At 40.2% G+C, this 23,919-nt stretch carries 18 protein-coding genes; 8 read left to right on the forward strand and 10 right to left on the reverse strand.

Features of this window, described 5'->3' with window-relative positions; genetic code table 11:
- Position 1: 1 nt before the first annotated feature.
- Positions 2 to 982 (forward strand): MlaD family protein, encoded by a 981-nt coding sequence (locus FA047_RS11705; RefSeq protein WP_136836260.1) that lies wholly within the window; start codon positions 2 to 4, stop codon positions 980 to 982.
- On the opposite strand, the gene FA047_RS11710 is transcribed toward FA047_RS11705, so the two are convergent.
- Both FA047_RS11710 and FA047_RS11715 read right to left on the reverse strand, forming a co-directional pair.
- The gene (locus tag FA047_RS11710; RefSeq protein WP_136836261.1) at positions 972 to 2,771 is read right to left on the reverse strand and encodes an ATP-binding protein; all 1,800 of its coding nucleotides are present in this window, start codon (positions 2,769 to 2,771) and stop codon (positions 972 to 974) included. The two genes, FA047_RS11705 and FA047_RS11710, sit on opposite strands and share 11 nt — an antisense overlap.
- Before the next feature lie 119 nt (positions 2,772 to 2,890).
- Positions 2,891 to 4,840 carry a sensor histidine kinase gene (locus tag FA047_RS11715; protein WP_136836262.1) on the reverse strand — a complete coding sequence of 650 codons (1,950 nt, stop codon included), beginning with the start codon at positions 4,838 to 4,840 and terminating at the stop codon, positions 2,891 to 2,893.
- Positions 4,841 to 4,987: 147 nt separating this feature from the next.
- On the opposite strand from FA047_RS11715, the gene FA047_RS11720 reads away from it, so the two are divergent.
- Positions 4,988 to 5,854 (forward strand): aldose 1-epimerase family protein, encoded by an 867-nt coding sequence (locus FA047_RS11720; RefSeq protein ID WP_136836263.1) that lies wholly within the window; start codon positions 4,988 to 4,990, stop codon positions 5,852 to 5,854.
- Between the two features lie 27 nt (positions 5,855 to 5,881).
- Here FA047_RS11720 and FA047_RS11725 read toward each other — a convergent pair whose 3' ends face one another.
- From FA047_RS11725 to FA047_RS11735, 3 genes are all read right to left on the reverse strand, one after another.
- A complete protein-coding gene (locus tag FA047_RS11725; protein ID WP_225872713.1) occupies positions 5,882 to 6,676 on the reverse strand; it encodes a DUF4249 domain-containing protein in 795 nt (264 codons plus the stop codon).
- Positions 6,677 to 9,004, reverse strand: coding sequence for a TonB-dependent receptor (locus FA047_RS11730; protein WP_136836264.1), 2,328 nt, complete (start codon positions 9,002 to 9,004; stop codon positions 6,677 to 6,679).
- 84 nt (positions 9,005 to 9,088) lie between these two features.
- Complete coding sequence (locus FA047_RS11735; protein WP_136836265.1) at positions 9,089 to 9,622, reverse strand: OmpA family protein; 534 nt, start codon at positions 9,620 to 9,622, stop codon at positions 9,089 to 9,091.
- 284 nt (positions 9,623 to 9,906) lie between these two features.
- On the opposite strand from FA047_RS11735, the gene FA047_RS11740 reads away from it, so the two are divergent.
- From FA047_RS11740 to pdeM, 4 genes are all read left to right on the forward strand, one after another.
- The gene (locus tag FA047_RS11740) at positions 9,907 to 10,944 is read left to right on the forward strand and encodes a ligase-associated DNA damage response exonuclease (protein WP_136836266.1); all 1,038 of its coding nucleotides are present in this window, start codon (positions 9,907 to 9,909) and stop codon (positions 10,942 to 10,944) included.
- A 26-nt stretch (positions 10,945 to 10,970) separates the two neighbouring features.
- Entirely contained in the window at positions 10,971 to 12,563 is a 1,593-nt protein-coding gene (locus FA047_RS11745) for an ATP-dependent DNA ligase (RefSeq protein ID WP_136836267.1), read from the forward strand.
- 233 nt (positions 12,564 to 12,796) lie between these two features.
- A complete protein-coding gene (locus FA047_RS11750; RefSeq protein ID WP_136836268.1) occupies positions 12,797 to 15,316 on the forward strand; it encodes a ligase-associated DNA damage response DEXH box helicase in 2,520 nt (839 codons plus the stop codon).
- Complete coding sequence (gene pdeM, locus FA047_RS11755; protein WP_136836269.1) at positions 15,317 to 15,952, forward strand: ligase-associated DNA damage response endonuclease PdeM; 636 nt, start codon at positions 15,317 to 15,319, stop codon at positions 15,950 to 15,952.
- On the opposite strand, the gene FA047_RS11760 is transcribed toward pdeM, so the two are convergent.
- The 4 genes from FA047_RS11760 to FA047_RS11775 form a co-directional block, all read right to left on the reverse strand.
- Positions 15,924 to 16,550 (reverse strand): hypothetical protein, encoded by a 627-nt coding sequence (locus tag FA047_RS11760; protein WP_205943299.1) that lies wholly within the window; start codon positions 16,548 to 16,550, stop codon positions 15,924 to 15,926. The two genes, pdeM and FA047_RS11760, sit on opposite strands and share 29 nt — an antisense overlap.
- A gap of 232 nt (positions 16,551 to 16,782) precedes the next feature.
- On the reverse strand, positions 16,783 to 18,051 hold the full coding sequence (gene bioA / locus FA047_RS11765; RefSeq protein WP_136836270.1) for an adenosylmethionine--8-amino-7-oxononanoate transaminase: 1,269 nt from the start codon (positions 18,049 to 18,051) through the stop codon (positions 16,783 to 16,785).
- Positions 18,048 to 18,488, reverse strand: a complete 441-nt coding sequence (locus FA047_RS11770; RefSeq protein ID WP_136836271.1) for an NUDIX domain-containing protein — start codon at positions 18,486 to 18,488, stop codon at positions 18,048 to 18,050. Before FA047_RS11770 ends, bioA begins: the two co-directional genes overlap by 4 nt.
- Positions 18,485 to 19,408: a cation diffusion facilitator family transporter gene (locus tag FA047_RS11775; protein WP_394347580.1), complete on the reverse strand. Its 924-nt coding sequence runs from the start codon at positions 19,406 to 19,408 to the stop codon at positions 18,485 to 18,487. Before FA047_RS11775 ends, FA047_RS11770 begins: the two co-directional genes overlap by 4 nt.
- Positions 19,409 to 19,598: 190 nt before the next feature.
- On the opposite strand from FA047_RS11775, the gene FA047_RS11780 reads away from it, so the two are divergent.
- Positions 19,599 to 20,792, forward strand: coding sequence for a pyridoxal phosphate-dependent aminotransferase (locus FA047_RS11780; protein WP_205943300.1), 1,194 nt, complete (start codon positions 19,599 to 19,601; stop codon positions 20,790 to 20,792).
- 57 nt (positions 20,793 to 20,849) lie between these two features.
- Here FA047_RS11780 and FA047_RS11785 read toward each other — a convergent pair whose 3' ends face one another.
- Positions 20,850 to 21,275 carry a VOC family protein gene (locus FA047_RS11785; protein ID WP_136836273.1) on the reverse strand — a complete coding sequence of 142 codons (426 nt, stop codon included), beginning with the start codon at positions 21,273 to 21,275 and terminating at the stop codon, positions 20,850 to 20,852.
- Positions 21,276 to 21,526: 251 nt separating this feature from the next.
- Here FA047_RS11785 and FA047_RS11790 point away from each other — a divergent pair, with 251 nt between their 5' ends.
- Positions 21,527 to 23,914, forward strand: a complete 2,388-nt coding sequence (locus FA047_RS11790; RefSeq protein ID WP_136836274.1) for a TonB-dependent receptor — start codon at positions 21,527 to 21,529, stop codon at positions 23,912 to 23,914.
- Positions 23,915 to 23,919 lie beyond the last annotated feature (5 nt).

A 23,919-nucleotide genomic window follows, 5' to 3' on the forward strand; every position in this document is an offset into this window, starting at 1 on the left:
TATGCAGGCAACAGACAATCGTCGTAAAGTAGTAGTTGGAGGATTTATCCTCCTCGGCTTAGCGATATTTATTTTAGGAGTTTTCACGTTAGGTAGCCAGAAAAAGGCTTTTGTAAAAAGTTTTACGGTAGATGTGGTATTTAACGACATACAAGGATTAAAAACTGGAAACAACGTTTGGTTCTCAGGTGTAAAAATCGGGACTATTAAAAAGATACAGTTTTACGGTACCTCACAGGTTCAGGTATTTTTAAACATCGAAGAAGAAGCTCATAAGTATATCCACAAGGATGCTGCTGCGAGCATCAGCTCAGATGGGTTAATTGGCAATAAGATTATTGTGATTACCGGAGGTACCCCAAAGTTTCCTTTTGTTGAGGATGGTGACCGGTTAAGGGTCAACAGTACACTTTCTACTGACGACATCATGAAAACATTCCAGGTAAACAACAAAAACCTGGTTGATGTAACTTCTGATTTTAAGATACTGGCAAGGAGCTTGGTAGAAGGAAAAGGAACGGTTGGCGCATTATTAACCGACCAGCAGATTGCTACAGATTTCAAAGCTATTGTGCTTAACTTAAGAAACACGACTGCCTCGGCTAATAAAATGGCCCTGGAGCTCGATGCATTCACAAAAACTTTAAATACCAAGGGAGGCTTGGCTGATAAATTACTTACCGACACTGCAGTATTTGCTAAACTACAGGCTTCGGTAAATGAACTGCAAAAGACAGCAAGCTCAGCCTCTGCCCTGTCTGAAAACCTTAATAAAGCATCAGCAAAACTGACTCAGACAGACAATGCCGTTGGTATATTGTTAAATGATCAGAAAACTGCTGAGCAGGTAAAAGCGATCATGATGAATATGGAAACCAGCAGTAAGAAACTTGATGAGAACCTTGAAGCCTTACAACATAACTTTCTTCTAAGGGGCTTCTTTAAGAAAAAGGCAAAAGCAGAGGCAGAAGCTAAGAAATAGCCGTATTGACAGTTCCTCCTTGTTTAACATTATTATTTTGAATCAGCTGTAATTTTTGATAAAGTACAGCTGGTTCAAAAGGTTTATAGACATAGTCATTCATTCCTGCCTCATGAATCTTAACCCTGATTTCATCTGAAACAGATGCTGTAAGCGCAATGATCTGGATATCCATATGATTTTCCATTTTACGGATAGCCTTGGTAGCTTCAATCCCATCCATCACCGGCATATTTAAGTCCATTAATATCACATCGTAATAAAAACCTTTACTGAATAAATCGAGGATTACACTTCCATTTCCTACATACTCACATTCGGTATTCCATTTGGAAAGCAATTTTTTCATGAGCAGTGTATTCATCTCATTGTCCTCTGCAATTAATATCTTCATGCCTTGAAGATCAAATTCAAGCTGAGGATTTACCGGACTTAGCGCTAGTTCTGTCCGGTCAAAAACGATATCAAAGAAAAAATCAGATCCTTTATCCGGGCAGCTTTTCAAGTGAATATTGCTATTAAAAAGTAGCAATAACCGCTTAACAATCGCTAATCCCAAACCAGTACCCCCAAAATGCCTGGTGGTATTTGAATAAGCCTGGGTAAAAGGTTCAAAAATAGCTTCCTGACGATCTTCATTGATGCCTATCCCGGTATCGGAAACCAAAAACCTGACTTTCACTTCTTTTTCAGTATTTTCAAGTTGGCTCAAACTGAGTGTAACACTACCCTTATCTGTAAATTTAATGGCGTTCCAGAGCAGATTATAAATAACCTGAATAAGCCGCGTTGGGTCACTCAATACCACCTCCTGAGACAATTCCGGATCTATATTTAGAATGAGTTCCAATTTCTTTTCATTGGCGGCAAACTTTATTCCTGAAAAAATATCATACATGGTTTCAGAAAGATTAACCGGAATAACTTCAAGTTCCATTTTATCCGACTCTGTCCTATTGAATTCAAGTATGTCATTGATAAGGTTCAACAAGTTATTTGTAGAGAATTTTAAGGCCCTTAGGTCCTCCTTTTGAGATTCTTTGGGGTCATTGTTCAGTAACATGGAAGTACTCCCAAGAACGGTATTTAATGGTGTTCTCAATTCATGAGACATTACTGAAAGGAAGTCTGATTTGGAAAGTGCCAGTTTATTAGCTTCTTCAACCGCCTCTTTCAACTTGCTATTTAAGTCAGCTTTCTCGTCCATATTCTGCTGAATCGCCTGATAGAACAGATAGTGCGCATAAATCAGCGTCACAAAATTAAAGAATATCAATATTTCTATACCAGGAGAACCAATTTCTTCCCGAAACCCACCACTGTAACCGTATATTTTCGCTTTAAAAGCAACAATTAAAAAAATCGGAAGTGCAGCCAGGGCAGAATAAATGACTCCAAATTTTTTATCCAGAAGGTAAAAACTACAGAGGCTGACCATAAATATCATCTGCAGCAGTACAATATTAACGTTTTTATGGTTTAGGACGGGATTGGCCCATATAATCAGCAGACCTGTAATGATGAGCAGATGAGCTATAGTCCTGATGTGAGAAGGCCGGTATAAAAGCCACTTTAGTAATGCCGTATATATTACTAGTACGATAATTGCCCTTGTCAACTGGAAATTCTGATGTTTTACTAAAGAATCTACAATAACTACAGCGAGTTTTACATAAGAAAGAATAAGGATAGTGAGTATGATTTTTATCCGCGCAGCAGAAAAAGAGTCAGGCACTTTACTAAAAACCTTTTTGAATGAGCAGTTAAAAAAGGGCAAATCCTTATCCATGCAGTATAATTATCCTTATCAAATATACAAAATTACCTTTACAGAAAAACACCAAATTAAAATATCTAATTAAATGAGAGTTCTTTTCCTGAAAGTTTAGTTTAATAGGTAAAGGAGCACTATTTAAAATAGATTTTAAAAGTAGTGTTTTCATTTATCACGCTCTCAACAGCTACTTTACCACCCATTGCTTCTATTTGATTTTTTGAAATGAAAAGCCCCACGCCTTTTGAATCAGGATTTCCATTGAAAGTCTTATACATTCCGAAAAGCTGATGCCCATGTTTTTCAAGATCAATACCTATTCCATTATCTGCAACATAAAGTACCAGATGGTCCTTTTCATAAAAACAGCTCAATTCAATTAAGGGCGTTCTTTCGGGGTGACTATATCGTATGGCATTAAATATGAAGTTGAGCAGTATACTTTCCAGGTATGCCGGATTGTAGTATACATTTACATCGCCGGGTACATTGTTAATGATTGTAGCGTTCTTTAAAGCGATCTGATCGTTCAAAACGTTTATTGTTCTGTCTATATAATCCCTTAAGTTTAAATGATCTCTGATGACATCAATGCTCGTCTGGATATTGACCACTTTATTGAGATTGACAAGGGTTTCATTTAACGAGCCCGAAACAGTTTTCATAAGCTCAATAAACTCCTTTCTCTCCTCTTCTGATTCGGTGTGTTCTATTAAAGATGAGATGGCCTGTATGTTACTCGTGTGTGACCTCAAATTGTGAGATACGATATAAGAAAAATTCAGCAGCCTTTTGTTTTGTTCATTAACCAGTTCAAAAGAATCACTCAGTGCCTTTGCAGCACGCTTACTCTCACCTATGTCAATCATAATCCCTCTCAGCAGGATTGGTTTATCGTCTTCTGAAATTACATTCACGATATCACGAAGCCACACTACATTTCCATTCTTGGCAATCATCCGGTACTCAAAGTCGTGCTGCCTGTTCATCTTTGTATTCACTACACAAAACTCCACTGCCCAGGCTTTATCTTCCGGATGAAGATGATCTGCCCAGAATGTAGGAGAAGAAAGCCACTCCTCTGCAGTATAACCCAGTATATCCTGTACTTTTTCACTGATAAATGTAAACTCAAAATTATTTGGTTCTGCTTCCCATACAATTCCATCTACCGTATTAATCAATGATTCTATTCTAACCCAGGATTCCATCAACAGTTTTTCTTCTGCCCGCTTAAGTAACTGTGTTACCAGTATACTGCATAATATCGCCAGAAATACGCCAAAAACAGAAGGAGAAATCACCTGTGCTAATACGCTGTATTTGTTATTTGAAATAATGTATAATTTCCAGTTCCCATCAGGAATAGATACTTTCTGATAGGTTTTAGTTGAAAAATCTTTACTCCCCGGAAGGTAAAATTCCTCTTTGTTATCGATTACATTAATTTTTGAAAACTGAAAATAGTAGGCATCGTTCTTACTTACATTAACACCTACATCTTTCAGAAAGGTATCTAATTTAATGACCACAGCGGAAAACCCCCAGAACTTATTATTGCGATATAAAGGTAATCTGCCAACAATACCTACGCCACCTTGCTTTAGATTACTGGGTCCCAGAAAATACATTTTCCTTGCTTTAATAGATGCTTTCGCCCTGTAAGTATTCTCCTTAGATATCCCAAACACACTGGAGTTTAATGCTCCTTCATTGCCTTTTAAAGGATAGATATATTTTATAATTCCATCCGGCACAAGCTGAACTGCTTTGAAATGCATTCCGGAATTCATAAGTTGCCCGGCTACAGCTTCAAAATTATCTGGTTTACCCTTGTCGTTTATCGTCAAAGCCAGGGTCAGTGCCGAAGTGTAGCTATTTCGCAAAGACTGCTCAATATTCTGTTTTGCCGCATTTAGCATGTTATTCATCTCCCGATGTTCATTTTCTTTGATGATCTGATAACGTTGATTGGTGAACAGGCCTATTAACAAAAGCAAAAACAAGAAAACAAATATTCCTGCTATTCTAGGTCGGTTTAGTAGCCATTCTGTTATCACAACAAGCTTTTTCTCGAGATTCATATTTGATGTTCAGGGCGATTTTAGATGATTTGAAGTTAAATTATTTTTTCAGATCAAAGGCATAAACTTAAACAATCGCCTACAATTATTGAAGATCGCTGGTACTATTAATGTGAATTGCTAACTTTATTTTTTTCAAAAGCAGACATGATATTTCTAGAAAACGAACACATCAAGGCGTCCTTTTCCACAAAAGGTGCTGAACTTCAAAGTCTTAAAAACAAAAAGACAGATAAAGAATACATGTGGAGCGGCGATGCCGGATATTGGGGCAAGTTTAGTCCGATACTTTTTCCAATTGTTGGCGGACTAAAGAACAATACTTATTTTTTGGGAGGCGTAGCGTATGAGCTTCCAAGGCATGGTTTTGCCAGGGATCATGAATTCGAAATACTGAAACTTAATGAGTCTGAAGTCATTTTTAATTTCCAGCAAAACGATCAAACCCTAAAGGCCTATCCGTTTGAATTTTCTTTAAGTATTCATTATGAATTAAGCGGGGCTGAGCTAAGGTGTAATTATATCGTGAAAAATACCGGTAATGTGCCTCTCCTATTTTCAATAGGAGGTCACCCCGCTTTTGCAACGCCAACTGAAAATGATTTAAACTACACAGATTATTTCCTTGAATTCAATCATGACAGCGAACTTACCTATCATAAAATCAAGCAAGATCTAATTGATGAAAGAACTGAAACTATTAAATTGGAGCGTAATCGGTTGCCATTAAATCATGAATTGTTTTATGACGATGCTTTGGTATTTAAGGGTTTAAAAAGTGACCGCATTTCATTGAAAAACATTAAAAACCCCCGCGGACTGCATTTCAGTTTCACGGATTTTCCATTTTTTGGAATATGGGGAGCTAAAAATGCCAACTTCCTATGTCTAGAGCCATGGTACGGTATAGCCGACGGGATAAATCACAATCAGAATTTAGAAGAGAAAGAAGGAATCATTGAGCTGGAACCTCTAAAAGAGTGGAACCATCATTGGAAAGTAGAACCTTTTTAAAATCCACTGATCTGCGGTGATTAGCCCCTATTTAAGTACGATTGTCTTTTTACTTGAGGTGTGTGCGTTAAATACGCCCAAAGCCCCATTGTTGAAATTAGATGGGGGATTTGCCGGGGCAACAGGGGGACCACCTCCTCCTTCTGACTGATTTAAACTGAAAAAATACTTGTAAACATTTCTGTCGATACACTGAAATTCCACATCGATTAAATCACCGGCTACTAAATCATTTAATTCATAAAAAATTACATTGGCCACCTTATTTCCGTCATCAAAGCGATCTTCGCTAACCGCATCCTCTTCAATTACCCCTTTAGCCTTTAAGATATAACGATATTGATTTTGTATGCCCGCAGGATCTTTATAATTGGCAGCGATATAGGTATTTGATGTCCCAAAGAAACTAAATTCCTTAAATGTAAGCGAATCCAGATTAACCTTAGCAGGCATAACGGAACTTGCAGTATAAGTTTTGTTGTTTAAAGTGACATTGAGGGTGTAGGTCACACCAGACCTCCCTCTAAACACCGGGCTGTTATAAATTCCGGGCGAGACCTCAGCATAGGTATAAATGTTGCCGGTGCTTGAGGTAAGTACAACCTTAGCCCCTTTGGCTCCATTAAACTTATTATTCTCTGTGAACTTATAAGTTGTAGATACCTTTACAACCTGAATTTCATTCTGATCGCTTAGACCTCCATCAATAACAACCGCTGAAGGAGCATCATCAAGCTTTAGATCAATTACCTCTTCGCAGCCGGAAAATGACATCAGCAATACGAAAAGCACTATTATATTAAATATTTTGTTAATCATCATTTAAAATTTAAAATTCCATGTTACTGAAGGAATAATACCAAATAAGGTAGTTCTCACAACCTGTGTCTGACTTGGATTGTCCGGATTATCTTCGAAATCAATTGAAAAGGCGTTTTTACGGTTGTATAAGTTGTATATACCAAATGACCAGCTCGATTGCAGTCTTTTCCCTGGTTTTCCTTCAAGCGTAGCTGAAACATCCAGACGGTGGTAAGAAGGGGTTCTATAGCCATTCTTTTCAGTATAATAAAATACCGTACGGTCATTAATCTGATATTTACCGCTAGGATAAGTTACCGCATTACCGGTGTTATATACGAATACTGAAGAGAATGTCCACCTTGTACTGGCTTTATAAATCCCCACAAGAGACAGATCATGCGTCCTGTCCTGCTTTGCATAAAACCACTTACCCTCATTTATCGCATCAAACTGACGCTCAGTTCTGGACCAGGTATAGCCTATCCATCCGTTGAACTTTCCAAATCTTTTCTTTAAAAAGAGTTCAATTCCATAAGCCCTTCCATCGCCGTACAAGAGATCCGCTTCCACATTACCATTCCCTCTCAAGTCAGTCCCGCTTCTGTACTCTATCTGATTCTGCATCCACTTGTAATAAACTTCTGCAGAAAACTCATATTTATCATCATTGAAATTTTTGAAATATCCGGTAGCTACCTGATCTGCAATTTCCGGTTTTACATTGTTGCTGTTCATGATGTACAGATCCGTAGGCGAAGTGGAAGTAGAGTTGGACATCAGGTGTACATTCTGAATATTCCTGGTATACGCACCCTTAAAAGAACTCGAGCCATTTATTTTATAGCTTGCGGAAAATCTGGGTTCCAGATTGATATAATTTTTAACAAATTCACCGCTTTTATAAGCTGTAACACTGCTTGTGTTCCCATCTGCATCATAGGTCTTAAAATTACCTGGCCCCAATAAAGAGAAACTACTCAGCCTAAGGCCATACACGAGATTCAGATTGTCATTTACAGACCATTCATCTGAAATATAAGCGGCAGCTTCTAATCCTTTTCTATTCTCATAAGTCGTTTCATTTACGCTCGAAGCCTCAGAAGCAGTGAGCTTGCCCGGTGCAATGGTGTGATGGATGGCATTGACGCCGAATTTAATGCTGTGTTTACTATTTAAACTATACTCGAAGTCTTGTTTAAGGTTGAAATCTTTAATGGATGAGTTAACTTCAAAATTATTCTCTTCCATAAAGTTCTGGATCACATAATTATAATTGCTGTAAATCAGCGAGGTATTCGAAAATAAGCGGTTGCTATACAAATGATTCCACCTCAATGTCACCGTAGAGTTTCCCCAGTTGAAGCCAAAAGTTTCTGAAATACCCAGCTTATCTCTTCCAAAATAGCCTGAAAGGAATAAAGTGTTTTTTTCATCAAGCTGATAATTGGCTTTGGCGTTTAAATCATAAAAAAACAGCGTATTACCATTAATAGAGCTGTCTGGCGACAAGGCTAAAAATGCATCCAGATAGGTCCGCCGTCCACTGATCATAAAAGAGCCCTTGTCCTTTACAATAGGTCCTTCAACCTTTACCCTCGAAGATATCAATCCCAGGCCACCTTCTGCCGTATAAGTTTTCCGGTTTCCGTCGTTCATTTTAATATCCAATACAGAAGCCAGTCTACCGCCATATTGGGCGGGCATTCCCCCTTTATAAACGCTAACATCTTTTATCGCATCAGAATTAAAGGTGGAAAAGAAACCCAATAAGTGAGAAGCATTGTAAACCGGCGCCTCATCCAGCAAAATCAAATTCTGATCTGTAGAGCCTCCCCTAACATAAAAACCACTGTTCCCTTCTCCCGCAGATTTTATTCCGGGAAGCAACTGCAATGTCTTCAGAACATCTCTTTCTCCCAGCAAAACAGGCACATTATTGATTTCTCTGACATTTATTTTTTGAAGTCCCATTTGTGGACTGCTTACATTTTCATCTCTTTTCGTTGCTGAAATCACCACTTCAGTCAATTGATTATCTTCAACCAGTGCAAGATTAAGTCTTATATCCTTGCTTACAGTAATACTCTGTTTGATCGTTTTGTAGCCTATAAAGCTGATTGAAGCTTCGTAATTTCCTTCTGGGATACTGACAGAATAAAATCCGTAAGAATTGGTCACCGCTCCGCCGCTGGTTTTCCCTGTGAGTTTTACACTCGCACCTATCAGCGTCTCTCCCGTACCGGAATCGGTAACCGTACCATTGACCGTGAATTTATTTTGGGCTATTGACAGCTGACTGAAAAGAATAATAAAGAGTAACAGTACAAGTCTATTTGTATATGGCATAAATACTTAGTATCCGGTAAAAATAGAAAGAAAATACAAAAGGGGGCATATGTGCCCCCTTTTTATTTCCATAGATGTAGGGTTTTAACGGCTGACCTGAAATTCAACACGACGGTTTTTAGCTCTTCCCTCCTCTGCATCATTAGATGCAACAGGTTGAGCGGCACCGTAGCCTTTTATAGTCAGGTTTGCAGCCGGAATACCCGCATTGATCAGGTAAGATTTAACAGAATTGGCCCTGTCTACAGATAACGACATGTTGTGTGAGACAGATCCTTCGATCGAAGAATGGCCGTTTAAAACGAATTTTGCGGAAGGATCCTTTTTCATTTCTTTCGCCATTTTATCGAGCACTTCAAAAGAGGAGGTTTTCAGCACTCCAGAATCAAATTCAAACAATACATTGGTAAAAGTATAATCTGGTTTTTCTTCAACAGGCGCAGGTTCTGCTTTCTTTTCTACTGGTGCCGGGGGCACAACTTTTTCCTCAACTGGAGTTACTTCTTTCTGTACCGGAGGAGTTGGCTTGGCTGCAACTTTTCGTGTTTTACAAGACTGTAAGGTAATGGCAAATAAGGCAAAAACTGCCAATAATAAACTGGTTCTTAAAATTTTCATTTGTTTATAATTTGTTTCATTTGTGATGAAGCGATCAGATTTTTTACTTGAATAAAATGGCTTTTGCATTCAAGAACTCGCAAGCTCGGTTTATTCATGCCAAGCATGGTTTTAATAAATCATAACGGCTTCATTTGTTGTTTGTGTTTATGTTCGTAATAATATAAATAAGTATCCTATTCTAAAAAGACAACATGTAACTAAAACGCAACAAACCATAAAATCATATGAATGAACATGATTTTCATGAAAAAACTTTTACATCCTGAGGGTGTTGTTATCAAATGGCACTCATCAATTTTACCAGTAAGGGCATTTATTGTAAACAGGGCGACTTTTACATTGACCCATGGAAGCCTGTAAAACTGGCTGTAACAACCCATGGTCATGCAGACCATGTAAAATGGGGAAATGACGCTTATCTATGTCACGAACTCACAAAACCAATTCTGCATCGACGGCTCGGAGTAGATCTTAAAATTCAGACACTGCGTTATAATGAGGAAATCAGCATTAATGGCGTCAAAGTGAGTCTTTTCCCAGCCGGACATGTCATCGGGTCTTCCCAGATCCGCCTGGAGTATAAAGGTGAAATCTGTGTGGTATCAGGCGATTACAAAGTGGAATATGATGGCATTAGTACAGCATTCGAACCTGTTAAATGTCATTCCTTTGTTTCTGAGAGCACATTCGGTTTGCCTATTTATAAATGGCAACCGCAGGAAGTGGTTTTGTCTGGCATCAAAGACTGGATATCCGACAACCACGACAAAAAGAAAACAAGTGTATTGGTCGCTTATAGTCTTGGAAAAGCACAGCGGCTGATCAATGGCCTTGCCGGTTACAGTGATATCTATGTCCACAATTCCATTGCTAACCTCAACGAAGGCTTTATCAATGCCGGTGTTAATCTGCCGGAAACCATCAGAATCACGGCCGATACTAAAAAAGATGATATGCAAAAGGGAATAGTCATTGTTCCACCTGCGCTGGCCGAGGGACGCTGGATTAAAAACCTAATTAATCCAGCCACAGGTGCCTGTTCAGGATGGATGCAGGTTCGTGCCGGGCGACGCTGGAGAAGTGCCGATGCAGGCTTTGCATTGAGTGATCATGCAGACTGGCCGGGATTACTATCAGCCATTAAAGCCACTGAGGCAGAAAAAGTGTACATCACCCATGGTTTTACCGCTACATTTTCTAAATACCTCAATGAAATTGGCATTGCAGCCGAAGAGGTGAAAACACAATATGGCAATGAGAATGACGAAGAGGTTCTGGAAACCGCTTCTGAGGAACCGAAAATTGAAAGTCAGTCGTAATTCGTAAACCTAAAACCGTAATCAAAATGAGACGCTTTACCGAACTGATCCAAAAGCTCGAAATGAGCAATAAGACCAACGATAAGATTACCGCGCTGGTTGAGTATTTCAATGAAGCAGATGATATGGACAAACCTTACGTGATCGCGATGTTCACAGGTAAAAGACCAAAACGTCCGGTCAATACGGCCTTAATCAAGCAATGGGCTATAGAACAAAGCGGCATCCCGGAATGGCTTTTTGCGGAAAGCTACCACAGTGTGGGTGATTTAAGTGAAACCATCGCACTGGTCCTGCCTCCGCCCGAAAAGTCCATCGACCGCAAGTTGCATGAGTGGATCAATGATTTAAGTGCCTTGCACGGAAAAGACGATGCGTATAAAAAGAACTTTATCCTGGATTCCTGGAATAGCCTGGAAACTCAAGAGCGGTTCATTTTTAATAAACTCATCTCCGGTAACTTCCGGATTGGTGTATCTAACAAAATGCTCGTCAATGCATTGGCTAAACAAAGTGATACGGATAGCAATAAGATCATGCACAGCATCATGGGTAAGTGGCAACCTGCAGACATTACCTTCGATGATCTCATACAAGGCACGCATGTAAATACTGATAACTCATGGCCCTACCCTTTTTGCCTTGCTTATGCCTTAGAAGCGGAACCTGAATCCCTTGGCGAACCCAATGAATGGCAGGCAGAATGGAAATGGGACGGTATACGCGGACAAGTAGTAAAGCGCAACGGCGAGCTGTTCATCTGGTCGCGGGGTGAAGAATTGGTTACAGATCAATTTCCTGAACTGCATTTCCTGCTCGATGAATTGCAAGACGGGACTGTACTGGATGGAGAAATACTTTCTGTGAAAGATGGAAAGGTGCAGTCATTTAGTACTTTACAACAGCGCTTGAACCGTAAGACAATCAATAAATCGCAATTGGAGGAAGCCCCGATAGGTTTCTTTACATACGATCTATTAGAGCTTAATGGCAAAGATATCAGGGAGGAATCAATGGCCTCCAGACGGGAAAAGCTGGAAATGGTAATGACAACATTAAAGACCACCGATGTAGTTGCATTATCCCCTACAGTACCTTTCAACAGTTGGGATGAACTTGCGGAAATCAGGCTATCGTCACGCGACATCAACAGCGAGGGTATCATGCTCAAAAAACGGGATTCTATGTACCATGCGGGCAGAAAACGCGGTGACTGGTGGAAATGGAAGATCAATCCTTATACAGTAGACACTGTGATGATCTATGCTCAAAAAGGAAGCGGACGAAGAGCCAACTTCTATACAGATTATACCTTTGCCGTTAGAGATGGCGACAAGTTGATCACCATAGCTAAAGCTTATTCCGGACTTACAGATAAAGAAATCAAAGAGGTAAATTCTTTCGTATTAAAGAATGCGGTGGAGAAGTTTGGCCCCGTACGTACTGTGAAGCCTGAGCTTGTTTTCGAAATTGCTTTTGAGGGAATTGCGGAAAGTAAAAGACATAAAGCCGGACTTGCTTTAAGATTCCCCCGCATCGCCAGGTGGCGTAAGGATAAAAAAGCCGATGAGATCAATACATTGGATGACTTAAGGCAATTGTTGCAGTCAACTCTATAACGATCGCTATATACTCCGCTGTATTTTAATCTTGTTTTTAGCTTACTTAAATATTGCCTTAATTTTGGGTTTTTCCTGCGAAAGCAAGACAATAGCAAGAGAGGAGCAAGAGAAAAGCAAGAGAAAAGCAGGAGAAAATTAGAGCTGAACGCTAGGAATCTATAAGCAGAACACAACGGGATTGACCTACAATACACCAAACCTATTCTTTCTCTTTTTGTTATATAACCCATATGAAACTAACCAGCAGCAAAGGATATAAACAGGTCATCACCTGGCTGAAAAAAAGCAAAAAAAAGCCTTTTAAGTTTCAAACCGATGCCTGGCAATATTATGCTGAAGGTTATTGTGGCCTCGTCAATGCCCCAACAGGATTTGGGAAGACTTTTTCCATGTTTCTTGCTGTTGTTATTGATGAATTGAATAAAAAAATAGAAACCGAAAAACTAACCAAGGTAAGTAAATCAAAGAAAAGGAAGCCAAATGGGTTAAAGCTGATCTGGATTACACCTTTGAGATCTCTGGCAAAAGACCTAGCCCGTGCCATGCGTGAAGTCTGCGATGAACTGGAGCTGGATTGGATGGTAGGCGTGCGCAATGGTGATACCCCTCAGAGTGAAAAATTAAAGCAGAAAAAGCAAATGCCCGAGGTACTCATCATCACACCTGAAAGCATGCATTTGCTGCTGGCGCAGAAAAGCACTTTTAATTATTTTGACGAATTGCAATGCATCGTAGCGGATGAATGGCACGAACTCATAGGCAGCAAACGTGGGGTAATGGCCGAACTAGCCATTTCAAGGATCAAGGGCATGGTCAATAAACATCATCCGGAAAGACTATTAAGGATTTGGGGAATATCCGCTACGATAGGCAACATGGAGCAGGCTATGGATGTATTGGTGCCATATGATGATGTCCTCAAAACCATCATCAAGGCTGATATAGAAAAGAAGATCCAAATCAAATCTATCCTACCGGATCATATAGACATGTTGCCCTGGGCAGGTCACCTGGGCCATAAACTGGCACATAAGCTGTTGCCCATCATCCATAAAAGCAAAACAACGCTGATATTTACAAATACGCGGGGACAGGCAGAATTGTGGTACCAGACTTTGCTGGCGCAGGATGAAACCCTGGCGGGCCAACTGGCCATTCACCATGGGTCTATAGACTATGAACTTAGAAACTGGATTGAAGAGGCTATCCATACCGGAGTCTTAAAGGCAGTAGTATGCACCTCCTCGTTGGATTTAGGAGTAGACTTTAAGCCGGTTGATACTGTAGTTCAAATTGGTTCACCTAAAGGGGTAGCCCGGTTTCTGCAACGGGCAGGACGTAGTGGTCACTCCCCATATGAAACTTCCAAAATCTACTTCCTGCCTACTCATGCGCTCGAACTTGTAGAAGCGGCGGCCATCAAGGAAGCCGCCCGGACTCAAAATATTGAAAGCCGGGAACCGGTCGTCATGGCGTTTGATACTTTGATCCAATACCTCGTTTCGCTCGCAGTGGGTGATGGTTTTGATGACAAGCAGATCTTTTTTGAGGTAAAGCAAACTCATGCTTTCCGGGAACTGCTGCCGCAGGAATGGAGCTGGATCATGCAGTTTATCACCACCGGTGGCGACAGCCTTACGGCCTATACAGAATTCAGTAAGGTATCGAAGGACGAGGATGGATTGTGGAAGGTAGAGAGCAGACAGATTGCAATGCGGCATCGGTTGCACATCGGAACTATCGTCAGCGATGCGATGATTAAGGTCAAATATCTTACCGGAGGCTATGTGGGTATGGTGGAAGAGTCATTTGTAGCTAAGCTAAAACCGGGCAGCAGTTTTTCACTTGCAGGCAGGGTACTGGAGTTTATCATGATCAAAGACATGATGGCGATGGTGCGGAAAAGCAAGCAAAAGACTGCCATGAGTCCGAGCTGGATGGGCGGACGGATTTCACTCACTTCCAACTTAGGTGCAGTGTTGCGACAAAAGTACAATGAAACGCTTGACAAGCAGCATTATGATGAGGAATTGGACTTCATACTTCCACTCTTCGAGCGACAGGCCAAAGTATCGCATGTACCGAAAAACGACGAGTTTCTGATCGAACTGATCAACACCAGGGATGGTTATCATTTCTTTGCCTATCCTTTTGAAGGCCGACAGGTACACGAAATTATGGCGGCACTGATTGCGTATCGCCTGGGTCGGTTAAAGCCGATCAGTTTTTCCATTGCCATGAACGATTATGGTTTTGAATTGCTCAGTGAGCAACCCATTCCGCTTGATGAAGCCAATATCAAAGACTTGTTTTCTCCGAAAAATTTAACGGATGATATCGTCGCCAGTATCAATGCTACAGAGATGGCCAGGAGAAAATTCAGAGACATTGCCTGTATATCCGGACTGGTGTTTCAGGGTTATCCCGGAAAGTATGTGGCCAATAAACACCTGCAATCATCGTCGGCATTATTTTTCAACGTTTTTAGTGATTATGATAAACATAACCTATTATTGCGACAAGCTTATGATGAAGCGTTTTTTCAGCAGATTGAAGAGCCCAGACTGGCGGCTTCCCTGCACAGGATACAGCGCAGTAAAGTCGTGATAGTAAAGGCGGAGAGTTACACCCCGCTTTGCTTCCCGATTAAGGTAGACAGTTTGAGAGACAACATGAGTAGTGAAGAATTGAGCCAGCGAATTGAACGAATGACTGCTGAGGCAGAGAAAAAGAACCAGAGAAGAAGATAAATGACCATTAATTGCCGTGGAGAAGAACTGATACTAAGTAAAGAAAGAGCGATCTATTGGCCGGCTCAAAAGATATTGATCATCAGTGACCTGCATATCGGAAAATCCGCACATTTCAGAAAATTTGGGATACAGGTACCCGGTACAGTAGGTTTGACAGATTTGCAGAGACTTACTTCTTTGATGAACGAATATTCACCTGAAACGCTAATGGTTACAGGCGATATGTTTCACAACAAGATCAACAGTGATGCTGATGCCTTTTTAGAATGGAGAAGAAGTTATCCTCAACTAAAAGTAGTGCTGATTAAAGGAAACCATGATGCACTTAAAAATGCAGACTATGAGGCGCTGGGTATTGAAGTCTACAATAAAGAACTATTGCTCGCCCCGTTTAGGTTTATACATGATAAACCTAAAGAGTTTGACGAATACTACAACATATCAGGACATATACATCCCGGTGTAGTATTATATGGCAAAGCCAAACAACGATTGAAATTTCCCTGCTTCTACTTTGGAAAACATTGCGCAGTATTGCCGGCTTTTAGTGTTTTTACCGGTTTAGCTATTCTAAAACCTGAAGAAGGTGATCAACTATATGCGATTACGCCAGGGAAGGTAGTTGCAGTTTAATCTCCAGATTTGTCATCCAGTCTTCAAACATTCCCTGCTCTATTTTAACAATCAATTCAGCATATTTTTCCCAATCAGGAGAGAAATCTTTTAGCTGATTGAGCATTTCTTCCAAATGCCCCTCTTCTTCCAGGATAATAGATTTGACATTTACTTTGCTTTTTGCAGCGGTAAGTACGTCCTGATAAATCGGGTATAGCTCATCTGCGCGTACTTCAATGGCATAGGTCACAAACAGATAGGCAGCAAATTTCAGTTCATATCCGCTTAGATTAAATTCTTGTTTGAGGTAACGGCATACCGCAACATCAAGCGCATTTAAATAGAACTTGGTTTGATTAGGTGTCAGCAATTCATCATTAGTGTATGTCTTGCAAAGGCTGCCCTGTGCCAGCTTATCCAATTGCTTTTTCAGATAATAAGCGTGACGATGCTCTTCCGCAGCGTGTTTTAGAATAATCAGGTTTACGTTTTCTTTATGTTCAGATGCTGAAATCTTCTTTGCTCCTGCATTTTCCATGTAAGAAAGGGTGTTCAGCCATTTGGCATGTAAGGTATTGTCGTTTACTATGTTTTCTAAGATCGGCTTGATGTTCATTTAGTTGCTATTGTTAATTCTTTTTTACTTTAACCTGTTTGCTATACGTCACCTCGTGTTTGCTATCCGTCATCTCGAACGAATGTGAGAGATCTCTTGTTCGGCCTATTTCAAGAGATCTCTCCTCGCTACGCTTCCCTCGAGATGACAAAATATAAATCTTCGGGATGACGAACATAGATCCTCGATAAGACGAAACAAAAAACAGACGAAGATAGGTGAATAACGGTCTTTATATATCATTCAATGCTTCAGTTATAGTTTGGTAAATATACATCAGATCCTCATCATTGATAATATATGGAGGTAAAATGTAGATTATATTGCCTAAAGGCCTTAAAATGATCCCTTTTCCCAGAAAAAATAAATACAGTTTATTTCTGAGTTCACTCAGGTAAGAACTGTCAGTACCTGTCTCCCATTCCATTACCAGGATAGTTCCAAGTTGCCTTACGTCTTTTAATTTTGGATGCCCGCTAATCTGTTGCGCAAATTCTTTATGTCTTGCTGTAATCCTTTGAATGTTGGGCAATGTCTCCGGACTGAGTAAAATATCAAGACTCGCTAACGATGCCGTACATGCAATAGGATTGGCAGTAAATGAATGGCCGTGATACAAAGTTTTGAGTTTGTCATCGCTTAGGAAAGCATCGAATATCTTTTGGTTGCAGGTAGTAACCCCTAGTGGCATCGTACCGCCGGTCAGTCCTTTAGAAAGGCAAAATATATCGGGCTTTGTACTTAAAGCTTCACATGAAAAGTATTTGCCGGTACGGCCAAAGCCTGTCATTACTTCATCTGCAATCGTGAGTATGCCGTGCTGCTGACAAGTTTCAATTAGCTGATCCAGGTATTGAGCTTCATACATCAGCATACCTCCTGCTCCAAGTACCATCGGTTCAAAGATAAAGCAGGCCACTTCGTTGGATAAGTAATTGATCTTTGCTTTCAGCTGGGCTATATTTTGCTCATTGGGAAGGTCAATGAACTCCACATCAAAAAGCAGGGCATTAAACGGATTGGTAAAAATACTCCGTCCGCTGACTGACATCGCGCCAAATGTATCCCCATGATAAGCATCTTTAAAAGCGATGATTTTACTGCGGGATTGCTTGCTCGTATTGACCCAATACTGAAGGCACATTTTCAGAGCTACCTCTACCGCTGTAGAACCATTGTCCGTATAAAATACCTTTTGCTGATCTCCAGGAAGTAAGGGCAATAACCTTTCTGCAAGTTGCACTGCAGGCTCATGGGTAAATCCGGCAAAAATAACATGTTCAAGAGTCTTCAGCTGTGCGGAAACCTTTTCTGCAATGTGCGGATGTGCATGTCCGTGGATATTTACCCACCAGCTCGAAACTGCATCTATGTATCTATTACCTTCTTCATCAAATAAATAAGCGCCCTCCCCCTTCACTATCGGGATATGTGGCAATGCATTCTTCATTTGTGTATAGGGATGCCAGATCACCTTCTGGTCCCGCTCGGTTAAGCTCATTTGCTGTATTGTTTAAGTAAGATTTCTATAACCCGCTGATCGGTTCTAAAGGTAACATGGTCAATTGACAAAGCTTTCATTGGAATCCATCTGAATGACTGCAATGTACCCTCTTCAAAGTCAAATGCTGTTGTTTTGAAATTAAGTAATAAAGGATGAACCTCTTTTACCAGGTAATATATACTTAGGATTTGGCTATCATTGAAGGATGATTGTTCGTAAAAATCGGTGGTATAGATGTGATCAAGTACTTCGATCTCGCAATCACATTCCTCCATAAACTCCCGCTTAAGTGCATCAGCTAGCCCCTCTCCAAGCTCTAATCCGCCACCCGGAAACTTGGTAAAAATCCTGCCACCCGATTGTTCATCACTGATCAGCACTTCCTGATTGTCGTTTATTAAGATACCGTAGACCCTAACATTAAAATAGCTCATTGATCAAAGTGTTTTTGGTTTTTAGTTGCATTCTCTATTGTCCACTCAATTTCGGCTCTAAAAGGCTCTTGCCTTACGTGACATTCTTTCATTTTGCAGTAATTACAGCAAGCTGGCAGGCAGGGATCTGCATGTATAAAAAGCTCTGTTTTATGGTGCGCTTCCCCGTTGATGAGTTTATCTATCGCAGATATTTCATAATGAACCTGGTTGAGGTCGAAATAATAAGGCAATGTAAAATGACAATCTATATGCAAATCTGCACCATATTGCTGTGCGCGAAGGTTATGTACGTCGATCCAGGGATCTTTCCTATTGTGCTGCAGAATAGCTATGATGTCTTTGACCAGGTCAATATTACTTTCATCCATCAGTCCACCCACCGAGCGACGTGTTAGCTTATAGCCGTTGTAAATTATATAAATACCTAATAAGATAGATATTACGCCATCCAGCCAGTATATTTCCGTGAGTTTAATCAATATCACCCCCACAACCAGACCTGCGCTGGTAACGGCGTCTGTGAGCAAATGCTTACCATCTGCTTCCAGCGTAATAGATCTATGTTTTTTACCTGCATTGATAAGATAGTATCCCACTATCATATTGACAAAACCAGTAACCCCGATAATTGCCGCGCCTTCAAAAAGATTAGTGATTTGCTTTGGATAAATCAGGTCATACCCGGATTTAAAAATGATGATTAAACCTGCTATGGTGATCAGAGTTCCTTCTAAAAAGGCAGAAAAGAACTCAACTTTACCATGACCATAGGGATGATTCTCATCTTTGGGCATGGTGGTAAGATAGATGCTATAAAATGCAAAACCACTGGCCAGTACATTTACAATACTCTCTGCAGCATCTGTAAGTATGGCGTTGGATTGGGTAATGAAATAAGCTACAAACTTTGCCAGCATGAGCAATATGCTGATGCATAATGCAAGGAGGATCGCTTTCTTCTTAGGTTGCAAATTGAACTGGTTTAGCGCTCAAAAATACATTTTAACCATTGAATTATATGAAAAAGTATTTTTTTTAGTTTATAATTCAGTCAGGTTCATATATTTGCGTTCGCACAAAATTTTATTTGCCTTCGCACAAAATATTATGACATTTTTATCCAAAAGAATCAACAACCTATCTGAATCACAGACCATTAAAATGGCTAAGTTAGGGAGAGAGCTATCCGCAAAAGGAATAGACGTTATTAACCTGAGTTTCGGTGAGCCGGACTTTTTTACGCCTGAATTTGTAAAGGAAGCAGCCAAGAAGGCCGTAGACGATAATTTTTCTTACTACACGCCTGTTTCAGGATATCCTGAATTGCGTAAAGCCGTGGCAGAAAAGTTGTTGAGAGAAAATGGATTAACTTATAGCTTTGATCAGATTGTTGTATCTACAGGAGCAAAACAATCACTTGCCAATGCAGTGATGTGCCTGGTAGATCCAGGAGATGAAGTAATTGTTCCTACACCTTACTGGGTATCTTATTCTGAGATGATCAAACTTGGAGAGGGCGAAACAGTATTTATCAATGCTACCGTTGAGAATAACTTTAAAATCACCGGAGCACAACTTGAAGCTGCAATCACACCTAAAACCAAACTTTTCATGTTTTCTTCTCCATGCAATCCGACAGGATCTGTATACAGTAGAGAAGAATTAGCCGATCTTGTTGCGGTATTTGAGAAGTATCCAAACATTTATATCATCTCTGATGAGATCTATGAGCACATCAACTTTGTTGGCAAACATGCTTCTATAGCTGAGTTTGACTCGATTAAAGACAGAGTGATCCTGATCAACGGTTTCTCTAAATCATATGCGATGACTGGATGGAGAGTTGGTTACATGGCTGCAAATAAAGAAATTGCAAACGCATGTGACAAACTACAAGGCCAGATTACTTCTGGTACTTCTTCAATTGCCCAGCGCGCAGCTTTAGCAGCTTATCAAGGTGGATTGGAATCGGTAAATGAAATGGTTGCAGAGTTCAAAAAACGCAGAGATATTGTACACGCTTTGTTGACTGAAATACCAGGTGTTAAAGTAAACCTTCCTGACGGAGCGTTCTATTTCTTCCCGGAAGTTAAAGCTTACTTTGGAAAGAAAAATGGCGATCAGGTGATCGGCAATGCAGAAGATCTTTGTCTATTCTTATTGAATGAGGCACATGTATCTACTGTTACAGGTGAAGCTTTTGGAAATGAGGATTGTATCCGTATTTCTTACGCAGCCTCTGAAGATCAATTAAGAGAAGCAGTTCTGAGAATCAAAAATGCATTGGCTAAATTAAGCTAACTGCTGTTTAACCTTTAAAACAACAAAGCCGGCTGATGATCAGCCGGCTTTGTTGTTTTATGCCTGTGCATTGTGACTGATCATCCACTGGATGCCAAATTTATCTTTGAAGCTACCAAAATAGTCGCCCCAAAACATATCTTCCATAGGCATCTCTACATTCCCGCCAGATGAAAGTCCGTTAAACAGACGATCGGCCTCTTCCCTGCTGTCTAGACTGAGACTGATATACATATTATTCCCCTCTACAAATACGTGTCCGGCTGAAGGTAAACAGTCGGATGCCATCAGCGTTGTATGCTCACTGATTGGTAATGATACGTGCATTACCCTATTCTTTTCATTTTCTGGAATCTGGTCTGAACCCGGAACATCACCCATTTTTTGCAAAAAAGTGAATTCTCCACCAAAAATGGACTTGTAAAAATTAAAAGCTTCCTCGGCCTTGCCGTCGAAGTTTAGGTATGGATGTGCTTTAGTCATATTTTATGTTACTAATTATAAGACCAAGTTAAACAAGAAAATCTACGTCTCAGAGGTGCAGATGCGACAAAATATAGGCGGTTTTAGCCATCCCCATTTTAACTATTCAATAAAAAGAAGATAAATATTCGCCTACTATTTGGATTAAGTCTAAATAGATCTATATTTGCGTCATAAAAAAAGCCACACGGTTCGGACCCGTGTGGCAAAACCGGGAAAACCCGGGTTACCTTTAATCGTAGTTAAAAGTCATGCAAATTAAGAATTTTTTGCTATTAGGCATATTATGTGCCAACGTATTTTTTTCAAAAGCTCAAACAGAGCAAGCCAACCTTAGTGGAAGGCTCATCAGCAGTGCAGGCGAACCAATTCCTGCTGCATCCGTAAAACTCCAAAATTCAAGACATGGAGCCATTTCTGATCAGAACGGATACTATAAAATCAGCAATGTAAAACCTGCAAGCTACATTTTACAGGTAAATGCTATTGGCTTCAAATTGCAAAAAAAAGAAATCAAACTTCTTGCAGGTGAAAATGGCAGTGTAAACTTTACGCTTACAGAAAGCACTGAGCAAATGGAGACTGTAACTGTATTGGGCCGCACAAAAGCTCAGGAGGTAAACAGGCAGGCTTTTAATGTGACAGCGATAGATGCGACCAAACTGTACAATACGACCCTTGATATCTCCAGCGCCCTGGACAGGGTTGCGGGTGTACGAGTGAGAGAATCTGGTGGTGTGGGTTCTAATTTCAATTTGTCCTTAAATGGTTTCTCGGGGCGACATGTACGGTTCTTTATTGACGGCATCCCGATGGATAATATGGGATCGTCTTTTCAAATCAATAACATTCCGATCAATGTGGCGGAGCGCGTAGAGGTTTATAAAGGCGTGGTACCGATGTGGTTGGGTTCTGATGCCTTAGGTGGGGCGGTGAACATCGTGACTGGCGACAAACACCGGAATTATCTTGACGCATCTTATTCCTATGGTTCATTTAACACGCACCGTAGCGTTATTAACACCGCTGTTACCTCAAAATCTGGCCTTACTCTACAGTTAAGCGCTTTCCAGAATTACTCAGACAACAATTACAAAATCCAGATTGAACAATTACTTCAGAACAATATGGCAGCAGATAAAAAGTCTGCTACAGTTAGGAGATTTCATGATGTTTATCATAATGAAACTTTAATAGCCAATGTAGGTATAGTGGGTAAATCCTGGGCTGATAATTTATTACTGGGTGTTACGCTGGGGCAGAATTACAAGGAAATGCAGAATGCCGCCACACCGATTGCGGTGTATGGACAATTGCACAGGCGTGGAAATATTGTAATGCCCTCACTAAAATATAAAAAGGTAGACTTAATTCCTGGTTTAGATGTCACCCTAAACGCCAATTATAACCTTGGGTATGAGACAACAATAGACACTGCTAAAGCAGATTATGATTGGGACGGAATCCGTGATGGAAAACCATCAATGGGAGAAAATGAAAACGGCCAGCACCGAAATTATTGGAACAACAATGGTTTGGCTACGGCGATGGTCAGCTATAAACTTGGTAAAAACCACGGGTTAGCGATAAACAACGTGTTTTCTACCTTTGATAGAAAACAAAAGGATTTGCTTTTTCCTGATTTGGACGCAAAGAATACTCCAAAGAAAATGGATAAAAATGTGCTCGGACTAGGATATTCATACAATGTAGACAATAAATGGAGTCTGAATATTTTTGGTAAGCATATTCTCCTGAGAAGTGTTGTCAATGGTGAAAACAATAAAGAATCCAATTATAAAATTGGATATGGTACAGCCCTGGCTTACTACGTTAAACCAGATCTTCAGATTCGTGGTTCTTATGAACTTGCTAATCGAATCCCGGAAGCTAACGAAGTTTTTGGCAACCTGGAAAATTTTCAGGGTAACCCATCGCTAAAACCCGAAAAAAGTAACAACCTTAATTTAGGGATCATTTATGGATTTAAAATAAATGAAATTAACCGTTTTTCCATCACTGCTAATGCGATTTACAGGAATGCGAGTGACTATATCTATACCCACATAGTTGGAGGGACAGGTCCAAGGAGAGAATGGTCAACGTCCAGCAATCGCCAAGGTGTACGCACCACAGGCTTCGATGGCGAAATAAGATACTCTTATAAAAATTGGTTGAGCGCAGGAGGTACTATAACCTATCAAAAGACGAAAAACCTGCAAAAGCATGACTGGGATCCCAATACCGGAAAATACTCTGAAGCAATAAGTTGGGCTTATCTGGATCAAATGCCAAATATCCCATACTTTTTTGGTAACGCGGATGTATCTGCTTCTTTCAAAAATGCATTTGGCAAAGGCAACAACCTCACCGTTGGCTATAACATGTTGTTTGTAGACCGCTTCTGGCTGGACTGGCCAAGTTTCGGTAATCCCACGGAAGAGGATAAATATTCTACAGCGGTACAGCTTACCCACGATGTGAATTTTGTCTACAGCATGAAAAATGGCAAGTATAACATATCTCTGGAAGCACGGAATATCGCGGATAAACCTGTATTTGACAATTTTGCCCTGCAAAAGCCTGGTCGCGGATTCTATCTGAATTTCAGATACTTCATTAATAAGTCACAACGATAATCATA

Origin of the sequence: Pedobacter frigoris, assembly GCF_005116445.1 — a bacterium.
In the GTDB taxonomy this organism is placed as follows: Bacteria; Bacteroidota; Bacteroidia; order Sphingobacteriales; family Sphingobacteriaceae; genus Pedobacter; species Pedobacter frigoris.

Coding starts and splice junctions, on each gene's coding strand:
- FA047_RS11705 (WP_136836260.1), top strand. CDS start 2: ATGCAGGCAACAGACAATCGTCGTAAAGTAGTAGTTGGAGGATTTATC.
- FA047_RS11710 (WP_136836261.1), bottom strand. CDS start 2,771: ATGGATAAGGATTTGCCCTTTTTTAACTGCTCATTCAAAAAGGTTTTT.
- FA047_RS11715 (WP_136836262.1), bottom strand. CDS start 4,840: ATGAATCTCGAGAAAAAGCTTGTTGTGATAACAGAATGGCTACTAAAC.
- FA047_RS11720 (WP_136836263.1), top strand. CDS start 4,988: ATGATATTTCTAGAAAACGAACACATCAAGGCGTCCTTTTCCACAAAA.
- FA047_RS11725 (WP_225872713.1), bottom strand. CDS start 6,676: ATGATGATTAACAAAATATTTAATATAATAGTGCTTTTCGTATTGCTG.
- FA047_RS11730 (WP_136836264.1), bottom strand. CDS start 9,004: ATGCCATATACAAATAGACTTGTACTGTTACTCTTTATTATTCTTTTC.
- FA047_RS11735 (WP_136836265.1), bottom strand. CDS start 9,622: ATGAAAATTTTAAGAACCAGTTTATTATTGGCAGTTTTTGCCTTATTT.
- FA047_RS11740 (WP_136836266.1), top strand. CDS start 9,907: ATGGCACTCATCAATTTTACCAGTAAGGGCATTTATTGTAAACAGGGC.
- FA047_RS11745 (WP_136836267.1), top strand. CDS start 10,971: ATGAGACGCTTTACCGAACTGATCCAAAAGCTCGAAATGAGCAATAAG.
- FA047_RS11750 (WP_136836268.1), top strand. CDS start 12,797: ATGAAACTAACCAGCAGCAAAGGATATAAACAGGTCATCACCTGGCTG.
- pdeM (WP_136836269.1), top strand. CDS start 15,317: ATGACCATTAATTGCCGTGGAGAAGAACTGATACTAAGTAAAGAAAGA.
- FA047_RS11760 (WP_205943299.1), bottom strand. CDS start 16,550: ATGAACATCAAGCCGATCTTAGAAAACATAGTAAACGACAATACCTTA.
- bioA (WP_136836270.1), bottom strand. CDS start 18,051: ATGAGCTTAACCGAGCGGGACCAGAAGGTGATCTGGCATCCCTATACA.
- FA047_RS11770 (WP_136836271.1), bottom strand. CDS start 18,488: ATGAGCTATTTTAATGTTAGGGTCTACGGTATCTTAATAAACGACAAT.
- FA047_RS11775 (WP_394347580.1), bottom strand. CDS start 19,408: ATGCTGGCAAAGTTTGTAGCTTATTTCATTACCCAATCCAACGCCATA.
- FA047_RS11780 (WP_205943300.1), top strand. CDS start 19,599: ATGACATTTTTATCCAAAAGAATCAACAACCTATCTGAATCACAGACC.
- FA047_RS11785 (WP_136836273.1), bottom strand. CDS start 21,275: ATGACTAAAGCACATCCATACCTAAACTTCGACGGCAAGGCCGAGGAA.
- FA047_RS11790 (WP_136836274.1), top strand. CDS start 21,527: ATGCAAATTAAGAATTTTTTGCTATTAGGCATATTATGTGCCAACGTA.